Origin of the sequence: Actinomadura parmotrematis (assembly GCF_019458805.1) — a bacterium.
GTDB lineage: Bacteria > Actinomycetota > Actinomycetes > Streptosporangiales > Streptosporangiaceae > Spirillospora > Spirillospora parmotrematis.
This window is the reverse complement of record NZ_JAIBOA010000001.1, coordinates 294,361-315,295: the sequence shown is the minus strand read 5'-3', so window position 1 is coordinate 315,295 and position 20,935 is coordinate 294,361. Positions and strand designations below refer to the sequence as shown.

Here is a 20,935-nt window from a genome sequence, read left to right as displayed (position 1 = left end):
CGGCGTGTTGGCCCCTGGGAGCGCTCCCATACCCCAACACGCCGCATCTCAACGAACACTGACCAGATGGTCACAGACATGCGAAGCCGTCCACCCCAACATGACCACCTGGTCACCACTCGTTGAGATGCGGCGTGTTGGGCACTTTGAAGATCAAAAGTGCCCAACACGCCGCATCTCAACTTTCGGCGACCGGGTGGTCATGCGGGCCAAGGGAGCGCAGGGCGGGACGGAGCGGAGCGGGGCGGAGCGGGGCGGAGCGGGGCGGAGCGGGGCGGAGCGGGGCGGAGCGGGGCGGGGCGGAGCGGGGCGGAGCGGGGCGAGGAAGAGCGAGGTGGGAGGGAGCCGAGCGGGCGAAAAGCGGGCGGGCGAAAAGCGGGCGAGGGAAGGGCGCGCGGGAGAAGGGCGCGCGGGGGAAGAGCGCACCGGGGAAGAGCGGGCGGGAGAAGAGCGCACCGGGGAAGAGCGCGCGGGGGGAGGGCGCGCGGGAGAAGGGCGCGCGGGGGGGGAGAGTGGGAGGGGGGAGAGTGGAGCGCCCTGCGGGGCAGGGCGCTCGGGGGGTGCGGGAGGCGTGCGGGGGTTGGGGAGGGGGCGCGGGCCGCGGGGGTCGCGCTCAGTCCCCGGGTGGGATCACTCGCCTTCGGCTCGGCGGCGCCAGCGTTCCTCCATGCGGTCCATGAAGCGGGCCTTCGGCGCGCTCCTGGCGGAGCGGCGGGACCGGCGGGAGCGGCCGCGGCGGGCCGGCGTGGTGCCGATGCCCGTCATGCGCTTCCAGCTCGTGACGGCCCAGACGCAGCAGGCCACCATGAGCAGGAACCCGGCCACGCTGACGGCGATCGTCACCGCCCCGGCGTTGATCACCAGGCCGGCCATCAGCGCGCAGACGCCCACCACGAAGCCGAGGGCGGCCTTGACGATGCGCCGCTTGTAGTGCACCTGCGGATTGGTGGAGCGCACCGCGTGCGCGAATTTCGGGTCCTCCGCGTACAACGACTGCTCGATCTGGTCGAGCATGCGCTGCTCGTGATCAGAGAGCGGCACGGCGCCTCCCAACGACAGCCCCGCGACGGGGAATCCGATGCGGAACGGAAGCCTCAACGGTGATATGCCCAGAATACGAGCCCGCGCGGGCCCGCGAAAGCAAACGGCCGACCGCGGTCCAGTTGCCGGTCATCTCACCGTCCTCGTTCTCCGTCCTGCGGCCCCGGCGCCGCCCGGTCGCCGGGAAGGTCCTTGCGGACCAGCGCGGCCGGGCGGATCGTCCCGGGACCGAACCGGCCCACCACCTGGTCCACCGCCCGCTCGGCCTCGCGCCAGCCGGTCTCCGGCTCGTCGAGGGCGAGCTGGCGGGTGGCCGTGTCGGCGGGTTCCAGATTCTCCACCCGTACCCCGACCAGACGGAGTCGTACCCGCTCCAGGCCGGACGCCTCGTACAGCTCGCACGCTGTGACATAGATCACACGGGCGAGGTCGGTCGGATCGCGCAGGGTGCGCGATCGGGTGATGGTCCTGAATTCCGCCGTCCGTAGTTTGACGCTCACCGTCCGCCCGGAGTTCCCGCCCGCCCGCAGCCGGGCGCCGACCCGCTCGGCCAGCCGCAGCAGCTCGCGGCGGATCACCTGCGGGTCGTCGATGTCGGTGGCGAAGGTCTCCTCGGCGCCGATGCTCTTGTCGGCGCTCTCGGGCTCGACGGCGCGCGGGTCGCGGCCCCACGACAGCTCGTGCAGGTGGGCGCCGAGGGCGTTGCCGAGCTCGCGCCGCAGCGTCGGCAGGGGGGTCGCGGCGAGCTGCCCGACGGTGCGCAGCCCGAGGCGCGCGAGCGTCTGCTCGGTGCGCTCGCCGACGCCCCACAGGGACGCGACGGGCAGCGGGTGCAGGAAGTCCAGGACGCCGTCCGCGGGGACGACCAGCAGCCCGTCGGGCTTGCAGCGGGTGGAGGCCATCTTGGCGACGAACTTGGTGCTCGCGACGCCGACCGAGCAGGTGATGCCCTGCTGGTCGCGGACCTGCGCGCGGATCCGGGCGGCGATCCCGGCGGGGCGGCCGAGGCGGCGGAGGGCGCCCGCCACGTCCAGGAACGCCTCGTCCAGCGACAGCGGCTCGACCAGCGGGGTGACCGACCGCAGGATCTCGAAGACCGCCGCCGACGCCTCCCGGTAGCGGTCGTGGCGGCCGGGCAGCACCACGGCCTGCGGGCAGAGGCGGCGGGCGCGCGTCATCGGCATGGCCGAGTGGACGCCGTACCGGCGCGCCTCGTAGGACGCCGCCGCCACGACCCCGCGCGGGCCGGCGCCGCCGACGACGACGGGGCGGCCGCGCAGCTCGGGGCGCTCCAGCAGCTCGACGCTGACGAAGAAGGCGTCCATGTCGACGTGCAGGATCGCGCAGCCGGTGTCGTCGGCGGGCGGCCCCGGCTGGGGGCCCGGCCGGTGCAGCTGCTGCTTGCGGCTCACGGCCGCTCGGCCACCAGGTGCAGCTGGGCGGCGAGCTCGCGCAGCACCGGGTGCACCGCGGCGGCCGACTCCAGCGCGAGGAGCGCGTCCGCCGAGGCGGCGTCGGCGTCGAGCGGGCCGGCCGGCACGAGGTCGGTGAAGATCCGCACGCCGTGCACCTCGACCGGCTTCAGGCCGGCGCCGGACGCCAGCCCGGCGAGGTCCTCGCGGGTGTGGTAGCGGCGCGGGGCGCGCTCCTGGGGGGCCGCGCCCTCGGCGGTGCCCGCCAGCGTGCGCAGGGCGTCGTCGAAGTGGCCGGCGAGGGCGCGCTGCACGACGGCGCCGAACCGGCCGGCCGACAGGACGCTGACCGACCCGCCGGGGCGGACGGTCGCGGCCATCGCGGCGAGCACGGCGGCCGGGTCGTCGACGTACTCCAGCACCCGGTGGCAGAGCACCAGGTCGGCGGAGCCCTCGCCGGCGAGTCCGGGGGCGTCGACGGCGTCGCCCTGCACCGCGCGGACCCGCACGCCGGCGTCGGCGGCGCGGCGCTCCAGGGCGGCGAGGGCGTCGGGGTTGGCGTCGACGACGGTGACGCGGTGGCCGAGGCGGGCGAGCGGCACGGCGAAGCCGCCGGTGCCGCCGCCCACGTCCACCACGTCCCGCGGGCCCCCGTCGGGGGCGACGCGGTCCACGAGGGCGCGCAGCGCGTCCCACAGGACGGCGCTGCGCACCCGGCTGCCGCCTCGGACGCGCTTTCCCTGCTCGGCGGCCACGGCCATCCCCTCGACGTCGCTCATGTGCGCCTTACCCTAGACGCTCGCACCGACGGAACGCCCGTCCGCCCTGCCCGGGGCGGGCCGCGGCTACAGCGTCAGGGACGGCTTGAGCTGCTGGAGGCGGGCCAGCAGGCCGTTGACGAAGCGCGGGGACTCGTCGGTGGACAGCTCGGTGGCGAGCTTCACCGCCTCGCTCACCGCCGCCCCGTCGGGCACGTCGTCGAGCCAGAGCAGCTCGTAGACGCCCATCCGCAGGATGTTGCGGTCGACCGCGGGCATCCGGTCGAGCGTCCAGCCGGTCGCGTAGGTGGCGAGCAGCTCGTCGATGCGCTCGCGGTGCTCCTGCACGCCCTCGACGATCCGGACGGCGTGGTCGTAGGCGGCGAGCTCGTCCTGGTTCGGGCGGCCGCGCTGGGCCAGCACGTCGGCCGGCCGCTCCTCGCGCAGCTCGGCCGCGAACAGGATGTCCAGCGCCAGCTTCCGCGCCTTGGTTCTCGCCGCCATTATCGGACTCCGTCCGATGGCTCGCCGCCCGGGGAGCACGACGGCTTCCCTCGTCGCTCCGGTCGCAGGCTCCCTGCGCTTCTCGGTCCAGCCGCCGCGCGGCGGCTCGCGGCGGCCATCAGCCGCGGCCGAGGTACTCGCCGGAGCGGGTGTCGACCTTGACCTTCTCGCCGGTGGTGATGAACAGCGGCACCGCGATCTGGGCGCCGGTCTCCAGGGTGGCGGGCTTGCTGCCGCCGGTGGAGCGGTCGCCCTGCAGGCCCGGCTCGGTCTCGGTGATCTCCAGGACGACGGCGGCGGGCAGCTCGACGTAGAGGGGGTTCTCCTCGTTGAAGGCGATGACCGCGGTCTGCTCGGGGAGCAGGTAGTCCGCGGCGCCGCCGACGACGGTCGCCGGGATGTGCGGCTGGTCGTAGGTCTCGGTGTCCATGAAGACGAAGTCGTCGCCCTCGCGGTAGAGGTACTGCATGTCGCGCTTGTCGACGCTCGCCACCTCGACCTTGGTGCCGGCGTTGAAGGTCTTGTCCACGACCTTGCCGGAGAGGATGTTCTTCAGCTTGGTGCGGACGAACGCGCCGCCCTTGCCGGGCTTGACGTGCTGGAACTCCAGGACGGTCCAGAGCTGACCCTCCATGTTCAGCGTCATGCCGTTCTTCAGGTCGTTCGTCGTCGCCACTGCGTTGTACTCCCGGTCGCGGTGCCGCCCGTCGGCCTTGCGGCTCAGAGGACGAGCAGGTCCTTGGTGGTCTGGGTGAGGATCTCGGCCCCGCCGTCGCGGACGACGAGGGTGTCCTCGATGCGGACGCCGCCCCGCCCGGCCAGGTACACGCCCGGCTCGGCGGTGATCGGAACCCGATCCATCAGCTTACCGGTCTCGTCGTACCCCATGAGCGGAGCCTCGTGGATCTCGAGGCCGACGCCGTGCCCGAGGCCGTGCCCGAAGTGCTCGCCGTGCCCGGCGGCGGCGATGACGTCGCGGGCGGCGGCGTCCACCGCGACGGTGTCGGCGCCGGGGACGGCGGCGGCGATGCCGGCGAGCTGGGCGCGCAGGACCAGGTCGTAGACCTCGCGCTGCCACGCCGCGGGCTCGCCGACGGCGACGGTGCGGGTCATGTCGGCGTGGTAGCCGCCGTAGCGGGCGCCGAAGTCGAGGGTGACGAGCTCGCCCGCGCCGATCGGGCGCTCGCTCGGGTGGTGGTGCGGGACGGCACCGTTCGGGCCGGCCGCGACGATCGACTCGAAGGCTAGGCCCTGCGCGCCGAAGTCGACCATGAAGCGCTCCAGCGCGACGGCCACCGCGCGCTCGGTGACGCCCGGCTCGATCAGGGGCAGCACGGCGGCGAAGGCGCGGTCGGTGATGGCGCACGCCTCGGCCAGCAGGGCGATCTCCTGCTCGTCCTTGACCAGCCGCTCCTCCTCGACCAGGTGGCCGGCGGGCGCGAAGGCGACGCCGCCGTCCTGGGCGGTGAGCTCGGCGTGCCGCTCGACGGTGAGGTCGTGGGCCTCGAAGCCGAGGCGCTCCAGGCCGGCGTCCGCGGCGAGCGCCGCGAGGGCGGCGGCGGTGCCGCGCTCGACGACGACCTCCAGCTCGGGCGCGACCTGCGCGGCCATGCCGGCGTAGCGGCTGTCGGTGGCGAGGACGGCCGGCCCCTCGGCGCGCACGAGCAGCGCCGCGTTGGAACTGTCCAGGCCGGTCAGGTAGCGGACGTTGATCAGCCGCGTGACCAGCAGGGCGTCCAGGCCCCGGTCCCCGAGGCGCGCCGCGAGACGCGCGCGCCGCTCGATGTGCTGCTCCCCCATGGGCGCGACTGTAGCCGACGGGCGCGGGCCGGCCGGCCGGCGGGCGTCTCGGAGCGGTCACGAACGCGAAGAAGTCTCGACTTTTCCGGTCCGCAGTCGCCATTCTTGATCTCCCGACCCCCCGCCGTCCCGACCCCCCAGGAGGGCAGCACCTTGACCTCGCTCAGCCGCCGCAGGCTGCTCGGCACCGGCGCGCTCACCGCCGCCGGCGCGGCCGGCGCCGCCGCCACCACCGCCCTCGCCGCCCGCCCGGCGCGCGCCGACACCGCCGAGACCGCGGACGTGGTGATCGTCGGGGCCGGGCTGTCGGGGCTCGCGGCGGCCCGCGACCTGGTCGCGGCCGGGAAGTCGGTCATCGTTCTGGAGGCGCGCGAGCGGGCCGGCGGGCGCGTCTACGGGATGCCGCTCGGCGACGGCACGACGAGCGAGGGCGGCGCGGAGTTCATCGGCCCGACCCAGGACCGCATCGCCGCGCTCGCCGCCGACGTCGGCGTGGCGACCTTCCCGACCTACAACACCGGCAAGAACGTCTACATCCGCAACGGGTCGCGGTCGCTGTACGCCACCGACGGGGTGCTCGGCGCGGTGCCGCCGGACTGGGGCGTGCTGGACCTGGAGATCGCGCTGCAGAAGCTCGGCTCGATGGCCAAGTCCACGCCGGTGGGCGAGCCCTGGAAGGCCGACAAGGCCGAGGAGTGGGACAGCCAGACCTTCTACACCTGGTCGCGGTCCAACTCCCTGAGCTCGGGCGCCCGCTTCCTGATGGACGCCTTCATCAGCTCGACGCTGTCGATGCGCTCGCGCGACGTGTCGCTGCTCTACGTCCTCAACTACATCGCCTCGGCGGGCAACGCGGCCAACCCCGGCAGCGTGGACCGGCTCATCGACACCAAGAACGGCGGCCAGGAGTCGCGGTTCGTCGGCGGCTCGCAGGAGGTGCCGCTCCGGCTCGCGGCGCGCCTGGCCGACCGCATCCGCTACAACGCGCCGGTCCGGCGGATCGACACGACCGCCTCCGGCGTCACCGTCACCGCCGACGGCGTCACGGTGAACGCCAAGCGCGTCGTGGTGGCGATGTCCCCGGCCATCGCCGGCAGGATCGACTTCACGCCGGCGCTGCCCGCCGCGCGCGCCCAGCTCATGCAGCGCTTCCCGATGGGCTCGATCGCCAAGTTCGTCGCGGTCTACGACACGCCCTTCTGGCGGGCCGACGGCCTCACCGGCCAGGCGCTGTCCGACAGCGGCGCGATCGACGCGACCTTCGACAACAGCCCGCCGGACGGCTCGCGCGGCATCCTCATGGGCTTCATGAACCAGACCAACATCCGCAAGCTGGACGGGGCGTCCGCCGACGAGGTCCGCGCCGCCGGCCTGGCCTCGTTCACCGCGATGTTCGGCGCCAAGGCCGGGACGCCGGTCCGCACCGCGTTCCAGCGCTGGGACAACGAGATGTGGAGCGGCGGCGGCCCGGTCGGCGCCACCCCGCCCGGCGTGCTGGTCGACTTCGGTCCCGCGCTGCGCGCCCCGTGCGGCCCGATCCACTGGGCGGGCACCGAGACCTCGGACTACTGGACCGGCTACATGGACGGCGCGGTGCGCTCGGGCGAGCGCGTCGCCAGAGAGGTCGCGGCGGCACTCTAGCCGCGCGCGAACGCGCGAAGGCCCGCTCCGGACGGTCCCGGGGCGGGCCTTCGCATGGGCGCGCGGGGCGCGGGGCGGCGCCTACAGGTCGGCGGCCATGGCCTTGACCTGCTCGATCAGGGCGAGGCGGCTCTTGTGGTCGCCGGCGATCGGGTTCACGTTGAGCGTGGTGACGCCGGACTCCTTCATCGCGGCGAGGCGCTCGCGGACGTGGCCCTCGGAGCCGATGAGCGACATCTTCTCCAGGAGCTCCTGGGGGACCTTGGCGGCGGCCTCGTCCTTCTTGCCGGCCAGGTAGAGGTCCTGGATCTCCTCGGCCTCCTTCTCCCAGCCGTAGCGGCGGCAGAGGTCGTTGTAGAAGTTCTTGCCCTTGGCACCCATGCCGCCGATGTAGAGGGCGGCCATGGGGCGGCCGAACTCCAGGTAGCCCTGGACGTCGTCGCCGATGGCGAGGGCGGCCTGGCCGACCACGTCCAGCTCCCCGAGCGAGGGGTCGCGCTTGGCCTTGCCGGCGGCCAGGGACGCGCCCCAGACGTCGGCGGCCTTCTCCGGCAGGTAGAAGATCGGCTCCCAGCCGTTGGCGATCTCGGCGGTCATCTGCACGTTCTTCGGGCCGATCGCGGCGACCAGCACCGGGATGTCGGCGCGCACCGGGTGGTTGATGATCTTCAGCGGCTTGCCGAGGCCGGTGCCCTGCCCCGCGGGCAGCGGCATGCTGTAGTGCTTGCCCTCGTGCTGGAGCCGCTCGCGGCGCCATACCTTGCGGCAGATCTCGATGACCTCGCGGGTGCGGCCGAGCGGGGCGGTGTAGGGCACGCCGTGGAAGCCCTCGATGACCTGCGGGCCGGAGGCGCCGATGCCGAGGGTGAACCGGCCGTCGGAGACGAAGTCCAGGCCCGCGGCGGTCATCGCCAGCAGGGTCGGGGTCCGCGAGTAGATCGGCAGGATGCCCGAGGCGATCTCCAGCCGCTCGGTCTTCGCCGCGATGTAGCCCATCTGGCTGACCGCGTCGAAGCTGTACGCCTCGGCGACGTACACGACGTCCAGCCCGGCCTTCTCGAAGTCGCCGAGCTCGGCGACGGTCTCCTTGAAGCCGCCCGAGTAGTTCAGGGCCATGCCGATGCGCATCCCGCATCCCTTCCTAAACCGAATCCGATTCCAGTGAGGGTAACCCACCGCCGGCGCGGGCCCCGGCCCGCGGGCGGGTCAGAAGAAGACCGGGCCGCGCAGCGCGTCGAGGACCGGGACGTACATGTCCGAGCGGATCTTGCCGACCACCTTGCCGTTCTTCGGCGCGAGCGCCGCGGCGAGCTCCAGCGCCTTCGGCAGCACCGCGTCCTCGGGGACGGCGTGCTGGACGATCCCGGCCGCCGCCGCGTCCTCGGCGGTGTACCGGCGGCCGGTGATCATCGCCTCGTGCGCGACGGCGGCGCTCAGCCGGCCCTGGATCAGCGCGCTCATCCCGGGCGTGAAGCTCATCCCGAGGTCCACCTCGGGCAGGCAGAAGTAGCCGCGGCCGGTGCGCATCACCGCGGCGTCGTGGGCGAGGGCCAGCATGCCGCCGCCCGCGAAGGCGTGCCCGTTCAGCGCCGCGACCGTCGGCACCGGCAGCGTCAGCAGCCGCGCGTACAGGGCGTTGACGCTGTGCAGGTACTCCTCGAAGCGGTCCTTGTTGGCGCCGAGCCAGTCCAGGTCCAGGCCGTTGGAGTAGAACTTGCCGGTGCCGGTGGTGACCAGCGCGGCCGGGCCCTCCGCCCGCTCCACCTCGTCCAGCGCGACGCCGACGGCGTCCAGGAAGTCGGGGTGGAAGCGGTTCTCGCCGCTGTCGAAGCGGAGCACGAACACGTCGCCGTCGCGCTTGAAGTCGATCACGCTGTCTCCTCGTCCGAAGGTCTGCACTCCCGACCCTACTGACCGGTAGGGGGCGCGAAGACCATGCAGGTCGCCGTGCCGTGCGCGACGAGCCGCCCGTCCTGGTCGGTGATGCGGCCCTCGCAGGTCGCGACCCGGCGCCCCATGTGCACCGTGGTGCCCTCGCAGCGCAGCCGGCCGCCCTGGATCGGCACCGCGCGGACGAAGTTGACCTTGAGTTCCAGCGTGGTGTAGCCGGCGCCCTCGGGCAGCGAGGTGTGCACCGCGCAGCTCATCGCCGAGTCCAGCAGCGTCGACAGGACGCCCCCGTGCACCGTGCCGAGCGGGTTGCCGAAGCGCGGGCTCGGCTCCAGCCCGAACACCGCCCGGCCGACCTCCAGCGACTCGGCGGTCATGCCGAGCAGCGCGCCGATGCCGGCCCCGCCGTCCGCGCCCGCCGCGATGGCCGCGCGGAGCTGCTCCAGCCCCGGCGTCGTCCGCTCGTCCCGCACGATGCCCCTCCTCGGTATGACGACCGTCATAAGCCAGGGTCGCTATGACGTCCGTCATGGTCAACCCGAGGTCCTTATGATGAATGTCATAATCGGGTCATGGGGACCGACAGCCGGGAACGCATGGTGCGCAGCGCCGCCTACCTCTTCCGCGAGCGCGGGTACTCGGGGACGGGCTTCCGCGACGTCATCGCGCACAGCGGCGCGCCGCGCGGGTCGATCTACCACCACTTCCCCGGCGGCAAGGCGCAGCTCGCCGAGGAGGCGGTCCGCTACGCCGGGGAGTTCCTGAACGCCGGCATCGAGGCCGCCACCCAGGGCGAGGACGCCGCGTCGGCGGTGGAGGCGTTCGTCGGCTGGTGGCGGCAGGTGCTGATCAAGTCCGAGTACCGGGCGGGCTGCCCGGTCGTGGCGGTGACGGTCGAGGCGCACGACGACGCGCCGCAGCTCGCCGCCGTCGCGGCGGCGGCGTTCGACCGCTGGCAGGACACCCTGGCGACCGGCCTCGGCAACGCGGGCGTCTCCGACGAGCGGGCCGGCCGGCTCGCCCGGCTCATCGTGGCGGCCGTGGAGGGCGCGACGATCCTCTGCCGCGCGCACCGCGACGTCGCCCCGCTCGACGAGGTGGTCGCCGAGCTGAAGGAGATGACCCGGCTCGCCGCCGCGCCCTGACGGCCGCGGGCGTCAGGCGCCGGCGCGCTCCTGCTCGGCGAGGATCTCGGCGACGGCCTGCAGCGCCAGCACGTACGACATCGTCCCGAACCCCGCGACGGTGCCGGTCGCGACCGAGGCGACCACCGAGGTGTGCCGGAACTCCTCGCGGGCGGCGGGGTTGCTGATGTGCACCTCGACGAGCGGCGCGGTGCGCTGCGCGAGCGCGTCGTGCAGCGCGTAGGAGTAGTGCGTGAACGCCGCCGGGTTCAGCACGATCGGGGTCCGCTCGTCGGCGGCCTCGTGCACCCAGCGGACGAGCTGCGCCTCGTCGTCGGTCTGGCGGACCTCGACCGCCAGACCGAGCCGCTGCCCGGTCTCGCGGCAGAGCGCCTCCAGGTCGGCGAACGTCGTCGCCCCGTAGATCTCCGGCTCCCGCGTCCCCAGCCGCCGCAGGTTCGGCCCGTTCAACACCAATACCCTGCTCATTGCCTCGCCTCCGCTCGGCGGCGCGGCCGCTCCAACGCGGCGGCTTCCCTCGTCGCTCCGGTCGCAGGCTCCCTGCGCTCCTCAGTCCAGCCGCCGCGCGGCCGCGCGTGTCCGCTCACCGGGCGACCTCCTGGTAGGCGGCTTCGAGGAGCTTCTCGTCGGGGCCCTCCAGGCGGCCGGGCTCGCCGACGGCGTCGAGGACGATGAAGCGGAGCGTCGCGCCGCGCGACTTCTTGTCGATGCTCATGGTGGCGCGCAGCTCGGGCCACGCCCCGCCGGGGTAGGACACCGGCAGGCCGACCGAGGCCAGGACGGCGCGGTGCCGGTCGACGGCGCTCTGCGGGAGGCGCCCGGCGAGGCGGGCGAGCTCGGCCGCGTAGACCATGCCGATGGCGACGGCGTACCCGTGCCGGAAGCGGTACTCCTCGGCCTTCTCGATGGCGTGCGCGAGGGTGTGGCCGTAGTTGAGGATCTCGCGGAGGCCGGCCTCCTTGAGGTCGGCGCCGACGACGTCGGCCTTCACCCGCACGGCCCGCTCGATCAGCTCGCGGGTGTGCGGGCCGTCGGGGCGGGCGGCGCCGTCGGGGTCGTCCTCGACCAGCTCCAGGATGCGCGGGTCGGCGATGAACCCGGCCTTGACGACCTCGGCGAGGCCGCTGACGTAGTCGGCGCGGTCCATCGTGACGAGGGTGGCGAGGTCGCAGACCACCCCGGCCGGCGGGTGGAACGCGCCGACGAGGTTCTTGCCCTCGGGGATGTCGATGCCGGTCTTGCCGCCGACGGCGGCGTCCACCATGGCGAGCAGCGTCGTCGGCACGAGCACCGCGCGGATCCCGCGCAGGTAGGACGCGGCGGCGAAGCCGGCGAGGTCGGTGGCGGCGCCGCCGCCGACGCCGACGACGGCGTCGGTGCGGGTGAGGCCGAGCCGCGCGAACCGCGACCAGAGGCCGGCGAGCACCGCGACGTCCTTGGCCGCCTCACCGTCGGGGACCGGCACGGCGTGCACCGCGTACCCGGCCTCCTCCAGCGCGTGCACGACGGGCCCGGAGATCGCGGTGAGCCTCGCGGCGTGCACGACGGCGACGGTGCGGGCCTTCGGCCCGACCATGCCGGGCAGCGCGCCGAGCACGCCGGTGCCGATGACGACGTCGTAGGGGTCGGCGCCGCCGACGGTGATCGTCGCGGCGCTCACCGCAGGCCCGCCGCGATCTCGTCGGCGATGTCGGCGGGCTCGCGCCCGTCGGTCGCCACGTGCACGACGCCGAGCCGCTCGTAGACCGGCAGCCGCTCCTCCAGCAGCCTGCGCAGCTGCGAGCGCGGGTTCAGCACCAGCAGCGGCCGCGCCGAGGCCAGGCCGACGCGCTTCACCGCCTCCGACAGCCCCACCTGGAGGTAGACGACGTGGTGGCCGCCCGCCAGGAGCTCCTGGGTCTCGGCGGCGAGCACGGCGCCGCCGCCGAGGGCGAGGACGCCGTCGTGCTCGGCGAGGGCGGCGGCGACGGCGGCGCGCTCCAGCTCGCGGAAGCGCTCCTCGCCGTCGTCGATGAAGATCTCGCCGATGGGCTTGCCGGCGGCGGCCTCGGCGTCGGCGTCGGTGTCGCGCAGCGCGACGCCGAGGCGCTCGGCGAGCGCGGCGCCGACGGTGGACTTGCCGGAGCCGGGCGGGCCGATGAGCACGACCAGGGGGCGGGTCACTTGATCTCCAGTCCGGACAGGTAGCCGCGGGCGTTGCGGGCGGTCTCCTCGACCGCGTCGCCGCCGAACTTCTCCAGCGCCGCGTCGGCGAGGACGAGCGCGACCATCGCCTCGGCGACCACGCCGGCGGCCGGGACGGCGGTGACGTCGCTGCGCTGGTTGATGGCCTTGGCGGGCCCGCCCGTCCGCACGTCGATGGTGTCCAGGCGGCGCGGCACCGTCGAGATCGGCTTCATGGCGGCGCTGACGCGCAGCACCTCGCCGGTCGTCATGCCGCCCTCGACGCCGCCGGCCCGGTTGGTGCGGCGGCGGACGCCCTCGGGCGTGGCGTCGATCTCGTCGTGGGCGCGCGAGCCGGGGCGGGCGGCGGTGGCGAAGCCGTCGCCGACCGCGACGCCCTTGATCGCCTGGATGCCCATGAGGACGCCGGCGAGGCGCGCGTCCAGGCGGCGGTCCCAGTGGACGTGCGAGCCGAGGCCGGGCGGCAGGCCGTAGGCGAGCACCTCGACGACGCCGCCGATGGTGTCGCCGGCCTTCTTCAGGTCGTCGACGTGGGCGACCATCGCGGCGGAGGTCGCGGCGTCGAAGCAGCGGACCGGGCTCGCGTCGACGGCGGCGAGGTCGTCCGGGCCGGGCAGGGCGCCCTCGGGCGCGGTGATCTCGCCGAGGGCGGTGACGTGGCTGAGGACGGTGACGCCGAGCGCCTGCTCCAGGAACGCCTTCGCGACGGTGCCGAGGGCGACGCGGGCGGCGGTCTCGCGGGCGCTGGCGCGCTCCAGGACCGGCCGGGCGTCGTCGAAGCCGTACTTCTGCATGCCGACGAGGTCGGCGTGGCCGGGCCGCGGCTGCGACAGCGGCGCGTTGCGGGCCTGGGCGGCGAGGACGCCCGCGTCCACGGGGTCGGCCGACATGACCGTCTCCCACTTGGGCCACTCGGTGTTGCCGATCTCGATCGCGACCGGGCCGCCGAGCGTCCGCCCGTGCCGGACGCCGCCGAGGATCGTCACCTCGTCCTGCTCGAACTTCATCCGGGCGCCCCGCCCGTGCCCGAGCCGCCGGCGGCGCAGCTCCTCGGCGATGTCGGCCGAGGTGACGCGCACGCCGGCGGGAAGGCCCTCCACGATCGCGGTGAGGGCCGGGCCATGGGACTCCCCCGCGGTCAACCAGCGCAGCATGGGGTCGATCCTATTGACTCGGGGCGCCCGGGCGTGCACGGGTCTCGCCACCTGAGACCGGCGCGCCGCGCCCGGCGTCAGTCCGCGGCCGCGTCGAGGGCTTCGGCCAGCTCGTCGACGTAGAGGTCCTCGGAGCGCACCTGCCCGGTGCGGTAGGCGGCGCGTCCCACCAGGTGGGCGGCGACCGGGACGGTGGTGAGCTGGAGCAGCGCGATCAGCACCAGCGTGGTGATCACCTCGCCGGTGGGGAAGCGGATGCCGACCGCGACGAGCACCAGCAGCAGCCCGACCGACTGCGGCTTGGTCGCGGCGTGCATCCGGGTGAGCAGGTCGGGCAGCCGCAGCAGGCCGAGCCCGGCGCCGATGGAGGCGCTCGCGCCGACCAGCAGGAAGGCGGCGATCGGGAGCTGGGCGGCGAGGCTCATCGCTCGTCCTCCGCGGCGTCGTCGTCGCGGTGGACGAGGAAGCGGGCGATGCCGGCCGAGCCGGTGAACCCGACGACCGACAGCGCGAGCATGGTGGGCAGCACCCACGGGTCGTCGGCGCCGATCGCCTCGACGCCGAGCGCGGCCAGGATGATCGCCACGAGCACGTCCAGGGCGACCGCCCGGTCCAGCATGGACGGCCCGCGCACCAGGCGGGCCAGGGTGAGGGCGGCGGCGACGGCGAGCGCCGCCCCGACCACCGCCGGCACGACCGTCAAGGATTCGTTCCCCCTTCGATGAGCGCGCGGTCCTCGCGGGTGCCGAAGGCGCGGACGACGCGGGCCTCCTGGTCCAGGACGAGGCGGCGGACGGACTCGACGCCGGCGTCGTCGGCGGCGCCGAGCGCGTGCAGGAACAGCGTCCCGGTCTGCCGCCGGACGTCCACCACCAGCGCGCCGGGCAGCGCCGACAGGGCGATGGAGGTGGCGGTGAGGATGAAGTCCGAGTGCGTGCGCAGGGTGACCGCGACGACGGAGTTGGCGCGCCGCTGGAGCCCGGTGTCGAACGCCTGGAGGGCGAGCGGCCCGGCGGCGCGCGCCATGTCGTAGGCGAACCGGCCGGCGAACCGGGCGAACCCGGCCGGGTGGAAGCGGAGGCCCGGGTCGAGCGGCGGGAAGGGGAACACGACGACGAGGACGAGCGCGGCCGCGATCCCCGACAGCACGTTCGCGACCGAGAACCGGTCCCCCATGAGCAGCCAGATCAGGGTGAGCCAGGCGACGAGCGGGAGCTGCACCGTCCGACCCGCGACGCGCACGCTGTAGCGCGGCCGTTCCTCCATCTAGAACCCTCCCGGGGCGTGCGCGGCGACGGCCCGGACGTACCCGGCGGGCCGCAGCAGCTCGGCGGCGGTGCGGTCGGCGAGGGCGATCAGGGGGCCGCCGCCGACGGTGTAGGCGAGGCTGAGCGCGACCATCGCGACGGTCGCGCCGACCATGGCGGGCGGCAGCGACGCGGTGACGGCGGCGGGCGGGTCCTCCTCGTCGCCGTCCCCGCCGGGCCGCGCGGCGCGCTCCTCGCCGTGGCGGCCGCCGCCGTCGGCGGCCGTCCCGGCCGGGGTGCACGGCGCCCGCCAGAACGCCTGGTTCCAGACCTTCACCAGGGCGTACAGGGTGAGCAGGCTGGTGACGACGGCGCCGCCGACCAGCACGTACGCGAGCGGCCCGCCGTCGGCGAGGCCCGCCTGGAGGAGGCCGAGCTTGCCGACGAACCCCGACATCGGGGGGATGCCGCCGAGGTTCATCGCCGGGACGAAGAACAGCAGCCCGACGAGCGGCGCGGTGCGGGCGAGGCCGCCGAGCCGGTCCAGGGACGTGCCGCCGCCGCGCCGCTCGATGAGGCCGGTGACGAGGAACAGCGTCGTCTGGATGGTGATGTGGTGCAGGACGTAGAAGACGGTGGCGGCGAGCGCCGCCGCCGAGTCCAGCGCCACCCCGAAGATCATGTAGCCGATGTGGCTGACCAGGGTGAACGACAGCAGCCGCTTGATGTCGACCTGCACCATCGCGCCGAGGATGCCGACGACCATGCTGGCGAGCGCGACCGCCATGAGCAGCGCGCGGGTCTGGCCGCCGGGGAACAGCAGCGTCTCGGTGCGGATCACCCCGTAGACGCCGATCTTGGTGAGCAGGCCGGCGAAGACGGCGGTGACGGGGGCGGGCGCGGTCGGGTAGGAGTCGGGCAGCCACATCGACAGCGGGAACGCGGCGGCCTTCACCCCGAACACCGTCAGCAGCATCAGCTCGGCGAGGTGCGCGACGCCGGGCGGCAGCGCGGCGAGGCGCCCGGCGAGCTGGGCCATGTTGACGGTGCCGGTCGCGCCGTAGACGACGGCGATGGCGACGAGGAACAGCATCGACGACAGCAGCGCGACGATGATGTAGGTGGTGCCGGACCGGATCCGGGCCGGGGTGCCGCCGAGGGTGATCATCACGTAGCTGGCCATCAGCATGATCTCGAAGCCGACGAACAGGTTGAACAGGTCGCCGGCGAGGTAGCTGTCGTTGACGCCGGCGACCAGCAGCAGGTAGCTCGGGTGGAACACCGACAGCGGGGTGCCGGGGGCCTGGTCGGCGACGTCCTGGGCGATGGCGTACACCATCACGCAGAGGATGACCGCGGCCGACACCGTCAGCATGACCGCGGACAGGCGGTCGGCGACCAGGGTGATGCCGATCGGCGGCGCCCAGCCGCCGAGCTGGTCGAGCTGCGGGCCGTCCCGGTCGGCCGCCGCGAGCAGCGCGACCGCGACGCCGAGGACGGCGGCGAGGACGCCGAGGCTGATGGCGCGCTGCAGGCCGGGCCGCCGCGGCCCGAGGACGATCTTGACGCCGGCGGCGGCCATCGGCAGCAGCACCGGCAGCGGGAGCAGGTGGTTCATGGGGCCTCGTCCTGTCGGTCGCCGGGGCCGGGATCGGGCTCCTCGATGCGGGCGGGGTCGTCGATGGCGCGGCGGCGGCGCTCGGCGCGGATGTCGCGGCGGAGCGCCGCGCGGGCGGCGCGGACCTGCCGGCGCTGCTCGCGCCGCCAGGCGCGGAACCGCCGCCGCTGCGCCCGCACCTCGGCGCGCAGCTCGTGGTCGCCGCGCGTCAGGCGGCGGTCCTCGACGTCGTCGCGGACCTCGTCGTCGCCGCTCAGCCGGCCGCTGCGGTAGCCGATGGCGAGGACGAACGCGGCGGAGGCGAGCGCGATGACGATGGCGGTGAGGACGAGCGCCTGCGGCAGCGGGTCGCTGACGGGGCGGCCGGCGCCGTCCAGGATCGGCGCGCGCCCGGCGGGGCCGCCGCTGCCGAGGATGAGCAGGTTCACGCCGTTGCCGAGGACGAGGACGCCGACGACGAGCCGCGACAGGCTGCGCTCCAGCAGCATCGCGACGCCGCAGGCGACGAGGACGCCGCCGCTGACGGCGAGGACCGCCGAGGTCGTCACGCGGCGGCCCCCGTCCCGGTCTGGCGGTCGGCCTCGGCGCCGAGCGCGGTGAGGACGTCGAGGACGAGGCCGACGACGATGAGGTAGACGCCGATGTCGAACAGCAGCGCGGTGTTGAAGTGGATCGCGCCGAGCAGCGGCGGGTGCGGCTCCCACACGGCGCTCTGCAGGACCGCGTCGCCCCACACCAGGCCGCCGAAGGCGGTGCCGGTGGAGACGACGAGGCCGAGGCCGAGGAGCGTCCCGACGTTGACGGGGGCGGCCTCGGCGAGCTCGAACGGGCCGCCCGCCAGGTAGCGGATGACCAGGGCGAGGCCCGCGACGATGCCGCCGGCGAACCCGCCGCCGGGCGCCGAGTGGGCGGTGAACAGCAGGTAGAGGGAGAGCAGCAGCACGGTGTGGAAGATCAGCCGGGCCACCACCTCGAAGATGATCGAGCGGCGCTCGGCGGCGAGCGTCGGCCCGGCGGCGAGCCAGGTCCGCTCCCGGCGGCCCGCCCCGTCCGGGGGCGCCGCGGCGTCCACGTCGGCGAGGCCGCTCACCGACCAGACGGTGGCGCCCGCGCCGGCCTCGGCGCGCTGCGGCACCCGGGCGCGGCGGCGCGCGAACACCAGGCTCGTCACGCCGAGGGCGGCGAGCGCGATGACGCTGCTCTCCCCCAGGGTGTCCCAGGCCCGCAGGTCCACCAGCGTGGTCGCGACGATGTTGGTCGCGCCGGTCTCGCGGGTCGCCGCCGCGTACCCCCCGCTGATCGGCGCCGCCTGCCGGGCGTGCGCGGCGAGCAGCGTCGCGGCGGTCGCGGTGACGCCGGCGAGCGCGCCGATGGTGACGTGCAGGACGCGCCGCGCGGGGGGCCGCGTCGGCGGGAACCCGACCGGCAGCGTCCGCAGCACCAGGACGAACACGATGACGCTGGTCGACTCGACGAGGAACTGGGTGAGGGCGATGTCGGGGGCGCCCTGCAGCACGAACAGCGTCGCGACGCCGTAGCCGGACGCGCCCGAGAGCACGACCGTCTGCGCCCGGTTGCGGGCGCGGACGGCGGCGAGCGCGGCGAGGACGGTGAGGAGCGCGGTGACGCCCTGCGCGGGCCCGTCCCAGAGCCGCCAGGTGTCGGGGCCGCCGACGGGCGTGGCGAGGGCGAGGCCCGTGCCGGTCATCGCGGCGGCGGCGAGCGCGATGATGCCGAGGTAGCCGGGCAGCGATCCGCGCTGCACCGCCCCGGTGACCTGGACGGCGGCGTCGTTCAGGGCGTCCATCACCGACCGGTAGACGGCCGCGGGCTCGAACAGGGTGAGGCGCTCCAGCCGGGCGACGGAGCGGCGGGCGAGGAACAGCGCGGCGCCGAGGGTGAGCGACGCGGCGGTGAGCAGCAGCGCGAGGCCGAAGCCGTGCCAGGCCGACAGGTGGTAGCCGCCGCCGGTCTCGGGGTAGGCGGCGACCTCGCGGGCGATGGCGGCGTCCATCGGCCCGACGAGCAGGCCGGTGAGGACGCCGGCGGCGGCGAGGGCGGCCGGGGCGGCGAGCGCGAGCGCGCCGGGCGGGTGGTCCAGCGTCGCGGTGCCGCCGGGGCGGTTCGCGAAGGCGCCCCACAGGTAGCGCAGGCTGTAGGCGGCGGTGAACGCCGAGCCGAGGACGACGGTGGCGAGGACGACCGGGTCGCCGTGCAGGAACGCCTCGTAGGCGGCCTCCTTGCCGGCGAACCCCAGGGTCGTCGGCAGGCCCGCCATGGACGCGGCGGCGACGCAGGCGACCGCGCAGAGCGCCGGGGAGGAGCGGGCGACGCCGGTGAGGTCGCGCAGGTCGCGGGTGCCGGCGCCGTGGTCGATGAGGCCGACGACCATGAACAGCGCGGCCTTGAACAGGGCGTGCGCGAACAGCAGCGTGACGCCGGCGAGGGCGGCGGTGCGGCCGCCCGCGCCCGCCAGCACCATCATGAAGCCGAGCTGGCTCACCGTCCCGTAGGCCAGCACCCGCTTCAGGTCGGTCTCGCGCAGCGCCCGCCAGCCGGCGAGGATCATCGTGGCGCCGCCGAGGCCGACGACGGCGGGCTTCCAGACGGGGGCGTCGGCGAACGCGGGGGTGAACCGCAGCACCAGGTAGACGCCCGCCTTCACCATCGCGGCGGCGTGCAGGAACGCGCTGACGGGCGTCGGCGCGGCCATCGCGCCCGGCAGCCACACCCCGAACGGCAGGATCGCCGACTTCGACAGCGCGCCGGTGAGGACGAGGGCGAGCGCGACGCCCGCGGCCGTCCCGTGCGGCGGGCGGGCGAGGAGCTCCGACAGGCGGGAGGTCCCGGCGGCCTGCTGGAGCATGACCAGGCCGACGAGCATCGCGAGGCCGCCGAAGGTGGTGACGACGATCGCCTGCGTCGCCGCCCACCGGGCCTGCCGCTTCCCGGCGTCGAACCCGACCATGAGGTAGGACAGGACGGTGGTGAGCTCCCAGAAGACGTAGAGCATCATCAGGTCGTCGGACCAGACGAGGCCGAGCATCGCCGCGGCGAACAGCAGGAGCTGGCAGGCGAGGCCGCCGAGGCGCGGGTCGCCGTCGTCGAAGTAGCGGGCGCAGTAGGCGATGATGAGCGCGCCGACGCCGCCGACGACGACCGTCATCATCCAGCCGAGCGCGTCCGCGCGGAGCGCGACCTCCACGTGCAGGCCCGGCATCCACGCGAAGCCCTCGGTGCGCGGCGCGGCGCCCGAGAACCAGGGCGGGACCGCCCAGAGCGCCGCCGCCGCGGGGACGAGCGCGAGGGCGCCGAAGGCGCGCCGCCCCGCCCGGCCGACCAGCCAGGGGGCGAGCACGGCGGCCCCGCAGTGCAGGGCGATCAACAGCAGCATGGCGCCTTCGACCTCGAACGACTCGTGCGCGCAACGCTAGGCGGCGGCCGCGGGCGGGGGCCCCGCCACGCCGCCGCCTTACCGAAATAAGGGATCATGCAGGCGTGGCCTCTCCCCTGCCCTCGCCGTCCGCCCTGCTCCGCGAGCAGGCCCGCGCCTGCGCCGTCCTCGGCTCGCCCCTGTACGCGGAGCTGCTGGACCGCGCCGCCGATGACGCCGAGATCTGCGCGCTGCTGGACGGCGCCGATCTCAGCGTCCCGGCGCTCCGCCTGCTCGGGACGGTCCACCGGATCGTCCTGGAGGGCCGCGCCCCCGGGCTCGCCGCGCACTACCCGACGGCGGGCGGCGCCGCCGGCCCGGCGGGCGCCTGGCCCGCGTTCCGCGCGACGGCGCTCGCGCACGCGGACGAGGTGCGGGCGGGCCTCGCCGTCGCGCCGCAGACCAACGAGGTCGGCCGGGCCGCCGCGCTGACCGCCGGGCTGCTGGAGACGGCGCGGCTCACCGGCCTGCCGGTGCGGCTGCTGGAGATCGGCGCGAGCGCCGGCCTCAACCTGCGCGCCGACCGGTTCCGCTACACCTTCCCGGGCGGCTCCCACGGCCCGGCGGACTCCCCCGTCGTGCTGGCGGGCGCCTGGCGGGGGCCCGCGCTGCCGCCCGTGGACGCCCCGCTGGAGATCGCCGAGCGGTCCGGCTGCGACCTCGCGCCGGTCGACCCGGCCGACCGGGTGACGCTGCTGTCCTACGTCTGGCCCGACCAGGCGGAGCGGGTGGCGCGGCTCGACGCCGCCCGCGCCGTCGCGCTGGAGGTGCCCGCCGAGGTCGTGCGGGCGGGCGCGGCGGAGTTCCTGCGCGGCCTGGAGCCGCGCGCGGGCGCCGTCACCGTCGTCTGGCACTCGGTCATGTGGCAGTACCTGCCCGCCGCCGAGCGCGCCGGCGTGGCGGAGGCCGTCGCGGGCGCGGCGGCCCTCGCGGCCCGGGACGCGTCGGTCGCGCACCTGGCGTTCGAGCCGGCCGACGAGACCGACGCGCAGGTCCCGCCGGTGCTGTCCCTCCGCCTGTGGCCGCACGCCCCCGCCCGCCGCGTCCTCGCGGACGCGCCGCCCCACGGGCTGCCCACCGCCTGGCGCTAGAATGCCGTTCGGTCAAG

At 75.0% G+C, this 20,935-nt stretch carries 22 protein-coding genes; 3 read left to right on the top strand and 19 right to left on the bottom strand.

The annotated features are described in order from the left end of the window. Positions 1–630: 630 nt before the first annotated feature. The 6 genes from K1Y72_RS01405 to K1Y72_RS01380 form a co-directional block, all read right to left on the bottom strand. Positions 631–1,041, bottom strand: a complete 411-nt coding sequence (locus K1Y72_RS01405) for an SCO2097 family morphological protein (RefSeq protein ID WP_220162413.1) — start codon at positions 1,039–1,041, stop codon at positions 631–633. 134 nt (positions 1,042–1,175) lie between these two features. Continuing rightward, on the bottom strand, positions 1,176–2,453 hold the full coding sequence (locus tag K1Y72_RS01400; protein WP_220162411.1) for a DNA polymerase IV: 1,278 nt from the start codon (positions 2,451–2,453) through the stop codon (positions 1,176–1,178). Then, complete coding sequence (locus K1Y72_RS01395; RefSeq protein ID WP_258571739.1) at positions 2,450–3,232, bottom strand: class I SAM-dependent methyltransferase; 783 nt, start codon at positions 3,230–3,232, stop codon at positions 2,450–2,452. The genes K1Y72_RS01400 and K1Y72_RS01395 overlap by 4 nt, the downstream gene beginning before the upstream one ends. Positions 3,233–3,298: 66 nt before the next feature. Continuing rightward, entirely contained in the window at positions 3,299–3,715 is a 417-nt protein-coding gene (gene nusB, locus K1Y72_RS01390) for a transcription antitermination factor NusB (protein ID WP_220162409.1), read from the bottom strand. A 118-nt stretch (positions 3,716–3,833) separates the two neighbouring features. Next, the gene (gene efp, locus K1Y72_RS01385; protein WP_220162407.1) at positions 3,834–4,391 is read right to left on the bottom strand and encodes an elongation factor P; all 558 of its coding nucleotides are present in this window, start codon (positions 4,389–4,391) and stop codon (positions 3,834–3,836) included. A 44-nt stretch (positions 4,392–4,435) separates the two neighbouring features. Next, positions 4,436–5,515, bottom strand: coding sequence for a M24 family metallopeptidase (locus K1Y72_RS01380; protein WP_220162405.1), 1,080 nt, complete (start codon positions 5,513–5,515; stop codon positions 4,436–4,438). Between the two features lie 153 nt (positions 5,516–5,668). On the opposite strand from K1Y72_RS01380, the gene K1Y72_RS01375 reads away from it, so the two are divergent. Beyond that, complete coding sequence (locus K1Y72_RS01375; RefSeq protein WP_258571738.1) at positions 5,669–7,156, top strand: flavin monoamine oxidase family protein; 1,488 nt, start codon at positions 5,669–5,671, stop codon at positions 7,154–7,156. 81 nt (positions 7,157–7,237) lie between these two features. Here the strand turns inward: K1Y72_RS01375 and K1Y72_RS01370 are convergent, their stop codons facing one another. From K1Y72_RS01370 to K1Y72_RS01360, 3 genes are all read right to left on the bottom strand, one after another. Continuing rightward, on the bottom strand, positions 7,238–8,284 hold the full coding sequence (locus tag K1Y72_RS01370) for an LLM class F420-dependent oxidoreductase (protein ID WP_220162403.1): 1,047 nt from the start codon (positions 8,282–8,284) through the stop codon (positions 7,238–7,240). A gap of 78 nt (positions 8,285–8,362) precedes the next feature. Continuing rightward, complete coding sequence (locus tag K1Y72_RS01365) at positions 8,363–9,028, bottom strand: enoyl-CoA hydratase-related protein (RefSeq protein ID WP_220162401.1); 666 nt, start codon at positions 9,026–9,028, stop codon at positions 8,363–8,365. 35 nt (positions 9,029–9,063) lie between these two features. Beyond that, positions 9,064–9,519: a PaaI family thioesterase gene (locus tag K1Y72_RS01360; RefSeq protein WP_308286832.1), complete on the bottom strand. Its 456-nt coding sequence runs from the start codon at positions 9,517–9,519 to the stop codon at positions 9,064–9,066. A gap of 99 nt (positions 9,520–9,618) precedes the next feature. Here K1Y72_RS01360 and K1Y72_RS01355 point away from each other — a divergent pair, with 99 nt between their 5' ends. Continuing rightward, positions 9,619–10,191 carry a TetR/AcrR family transcriptional regulator gene (locus K1Y72_RS01355; protein WP_220162397.1) on the top strand — a complete coding sequence of 191 codons (573 nt, stop codon included), beginning with the start codon at positions 9,619–9,621 and terminating at the stop codon, positions 10,189–10,191. Between the two features lie 12 nt (positions 10,192–10,203). Here K1Y72_RS01355 and aroQ read toward each other — a convergent pair whose 3' ends face one another. The 10 genes from aroQ to K1Y72_RS01305 form a co-directional block, all read right to left on the bottom strand. Beyond that, positions 10,204–10,659 carry a type II 3-dehydroquinate dehydratase gene (gene aroQ / locus K1Y72_RS01350; RefSeq protein WP_220162395.1) on the bottom strand — a complete coding sequence of 152 codons (456 nt, stop codon included), beginning with the start codon at positions 10,657–10,659 and terminating at the stop codon, positions 10,204–10,206. Between the two features lie 115 nt (positions 10,660–10,774). Further along, positions 10,775–11,851, bottom strand: a complete 1,077-nt coding sequence (aroB, locus tag K1Y72_RS01345) for a 3-dehydroquinate synthase (RefSeq protein WP_220162393.1) — start codon at positions 11,849–11,851, stop codon at positions 10,775–10,777. Continuing rightward, a complete protein-coding gene (locus K1Y72_RS01340; protein WP_220162392.1) occupies positions 11,848–12,354 on the bottom strand; it encodes a shikimate kinase in 507 nt (168 codons plus the stop codon). Before K1Y72_RS01340 ends, aroB begins: the two co-directional genes overlap by 4 nt. Continuing rightward, positions 12,351–13,529, bottom strand: a complete 1,179-nt coding sequence (gene aroC, locus K1Y72_RS01335; RefSeq protein WP_220162391.1) for a chorismate synthase — start codon at positions 13,527–13,529, stop codon at positions 12,351–12,353. The genes K1Y72_RS01340 and aroC overlap by 4 nt, the downstream gene beginning before the upstream one ends. Positions 13,530–13,606: 77 nt before the next feature. After that, positions 13,607–13,954 (bottom strand): monovalent cation/H(+) antiporter subunit G, encoded by a 348-nt coding sequence (gene mnhG, locus K1Y72_RS01330; RefSeq protein ID WP_220162390.1) that lies wholly within the window; start codon positions 13,952–13,954, stop codon positions 13,607–13,609. Further along, positions 13,951–14,223, bottom strand: a complete 273-nt coding sequence (locus tag K1Y72_RS01325; protein ID WP_308286848.1) for an MrpF/PhaF family protein — start codon at positions 14,221–14,223, stop codon at positions 13,951–13,953. The genes mnhG and K1Y72_RS01325 overlap by 4 nt, the downstream gene beginning before the upstream one ends. Positions 14,224–14,228: 5 nt before the next feature. Beyond that, entirely contained in the window at positions 14,229–14,795 is a 567-nt protein-coding gene (locus K1Y72_RS01320; protein ID WP_220162388.1) for a Na+/H+ antiporter subunit E, read from the bottom strand. Next, positions 14,796–16,394, bottom strand: a complete 1,599-nt coding sequence (locus K1Y72_RS01315) for a Na+/H+ antiporter subunit D (RefSeq protein ID WP_220162387.1) — start codon at positions 16,392–16,394, stop codon at positions 14,796–14,798. Then, positions 16,391–16,942, bottom strand: a complete 552-nt coding sequence (locus K1Y72_RS01310) for a Na(+)/H(+) antiporter subunit C (protein ID WP_220162386.1) — start codon at positions 16,940–16,942, stop codon at positions 16,391–16,393. Before K1Y72_RS01310 ends, K1Y72_RS01315 begins: the two co-directional genes overlap by 4 nt. Continuing rightward, positions 16,939–19,788, bottom strand: a complete 2,850-nt coding sequence (locus K1Y72_RS01305; RefSeq protein WP_220162384.1) for a Na+/H+ antiporter subunit A — start codon at positions 19,786–19,788, stop codon at positions 16,939–16,941. Before K1Y72_RS01305 ends, K1Y72_RS01310 begins: the two co-directional genes overlap by 4 nt. A gap of 104 nt (positions 19,789–19,892) precedes the next feature. Between K1Y72_RS01305 and K1Y72_RS01300 the strand changes: the two genes are divergently transcribed. Next, on the top strand, positions 19,893–20,918 hold the full coding sequence (locus K1Y72_RS01300) for a DUF2332 domain-containing protein (protein WP_220162382.1): 1,026 nt from the start codon (positions 19,893–19,895) through the stop codon (positions 20,916–20,918). Positions 20,919–20,935: the final 17 nt, after the last annotated feature.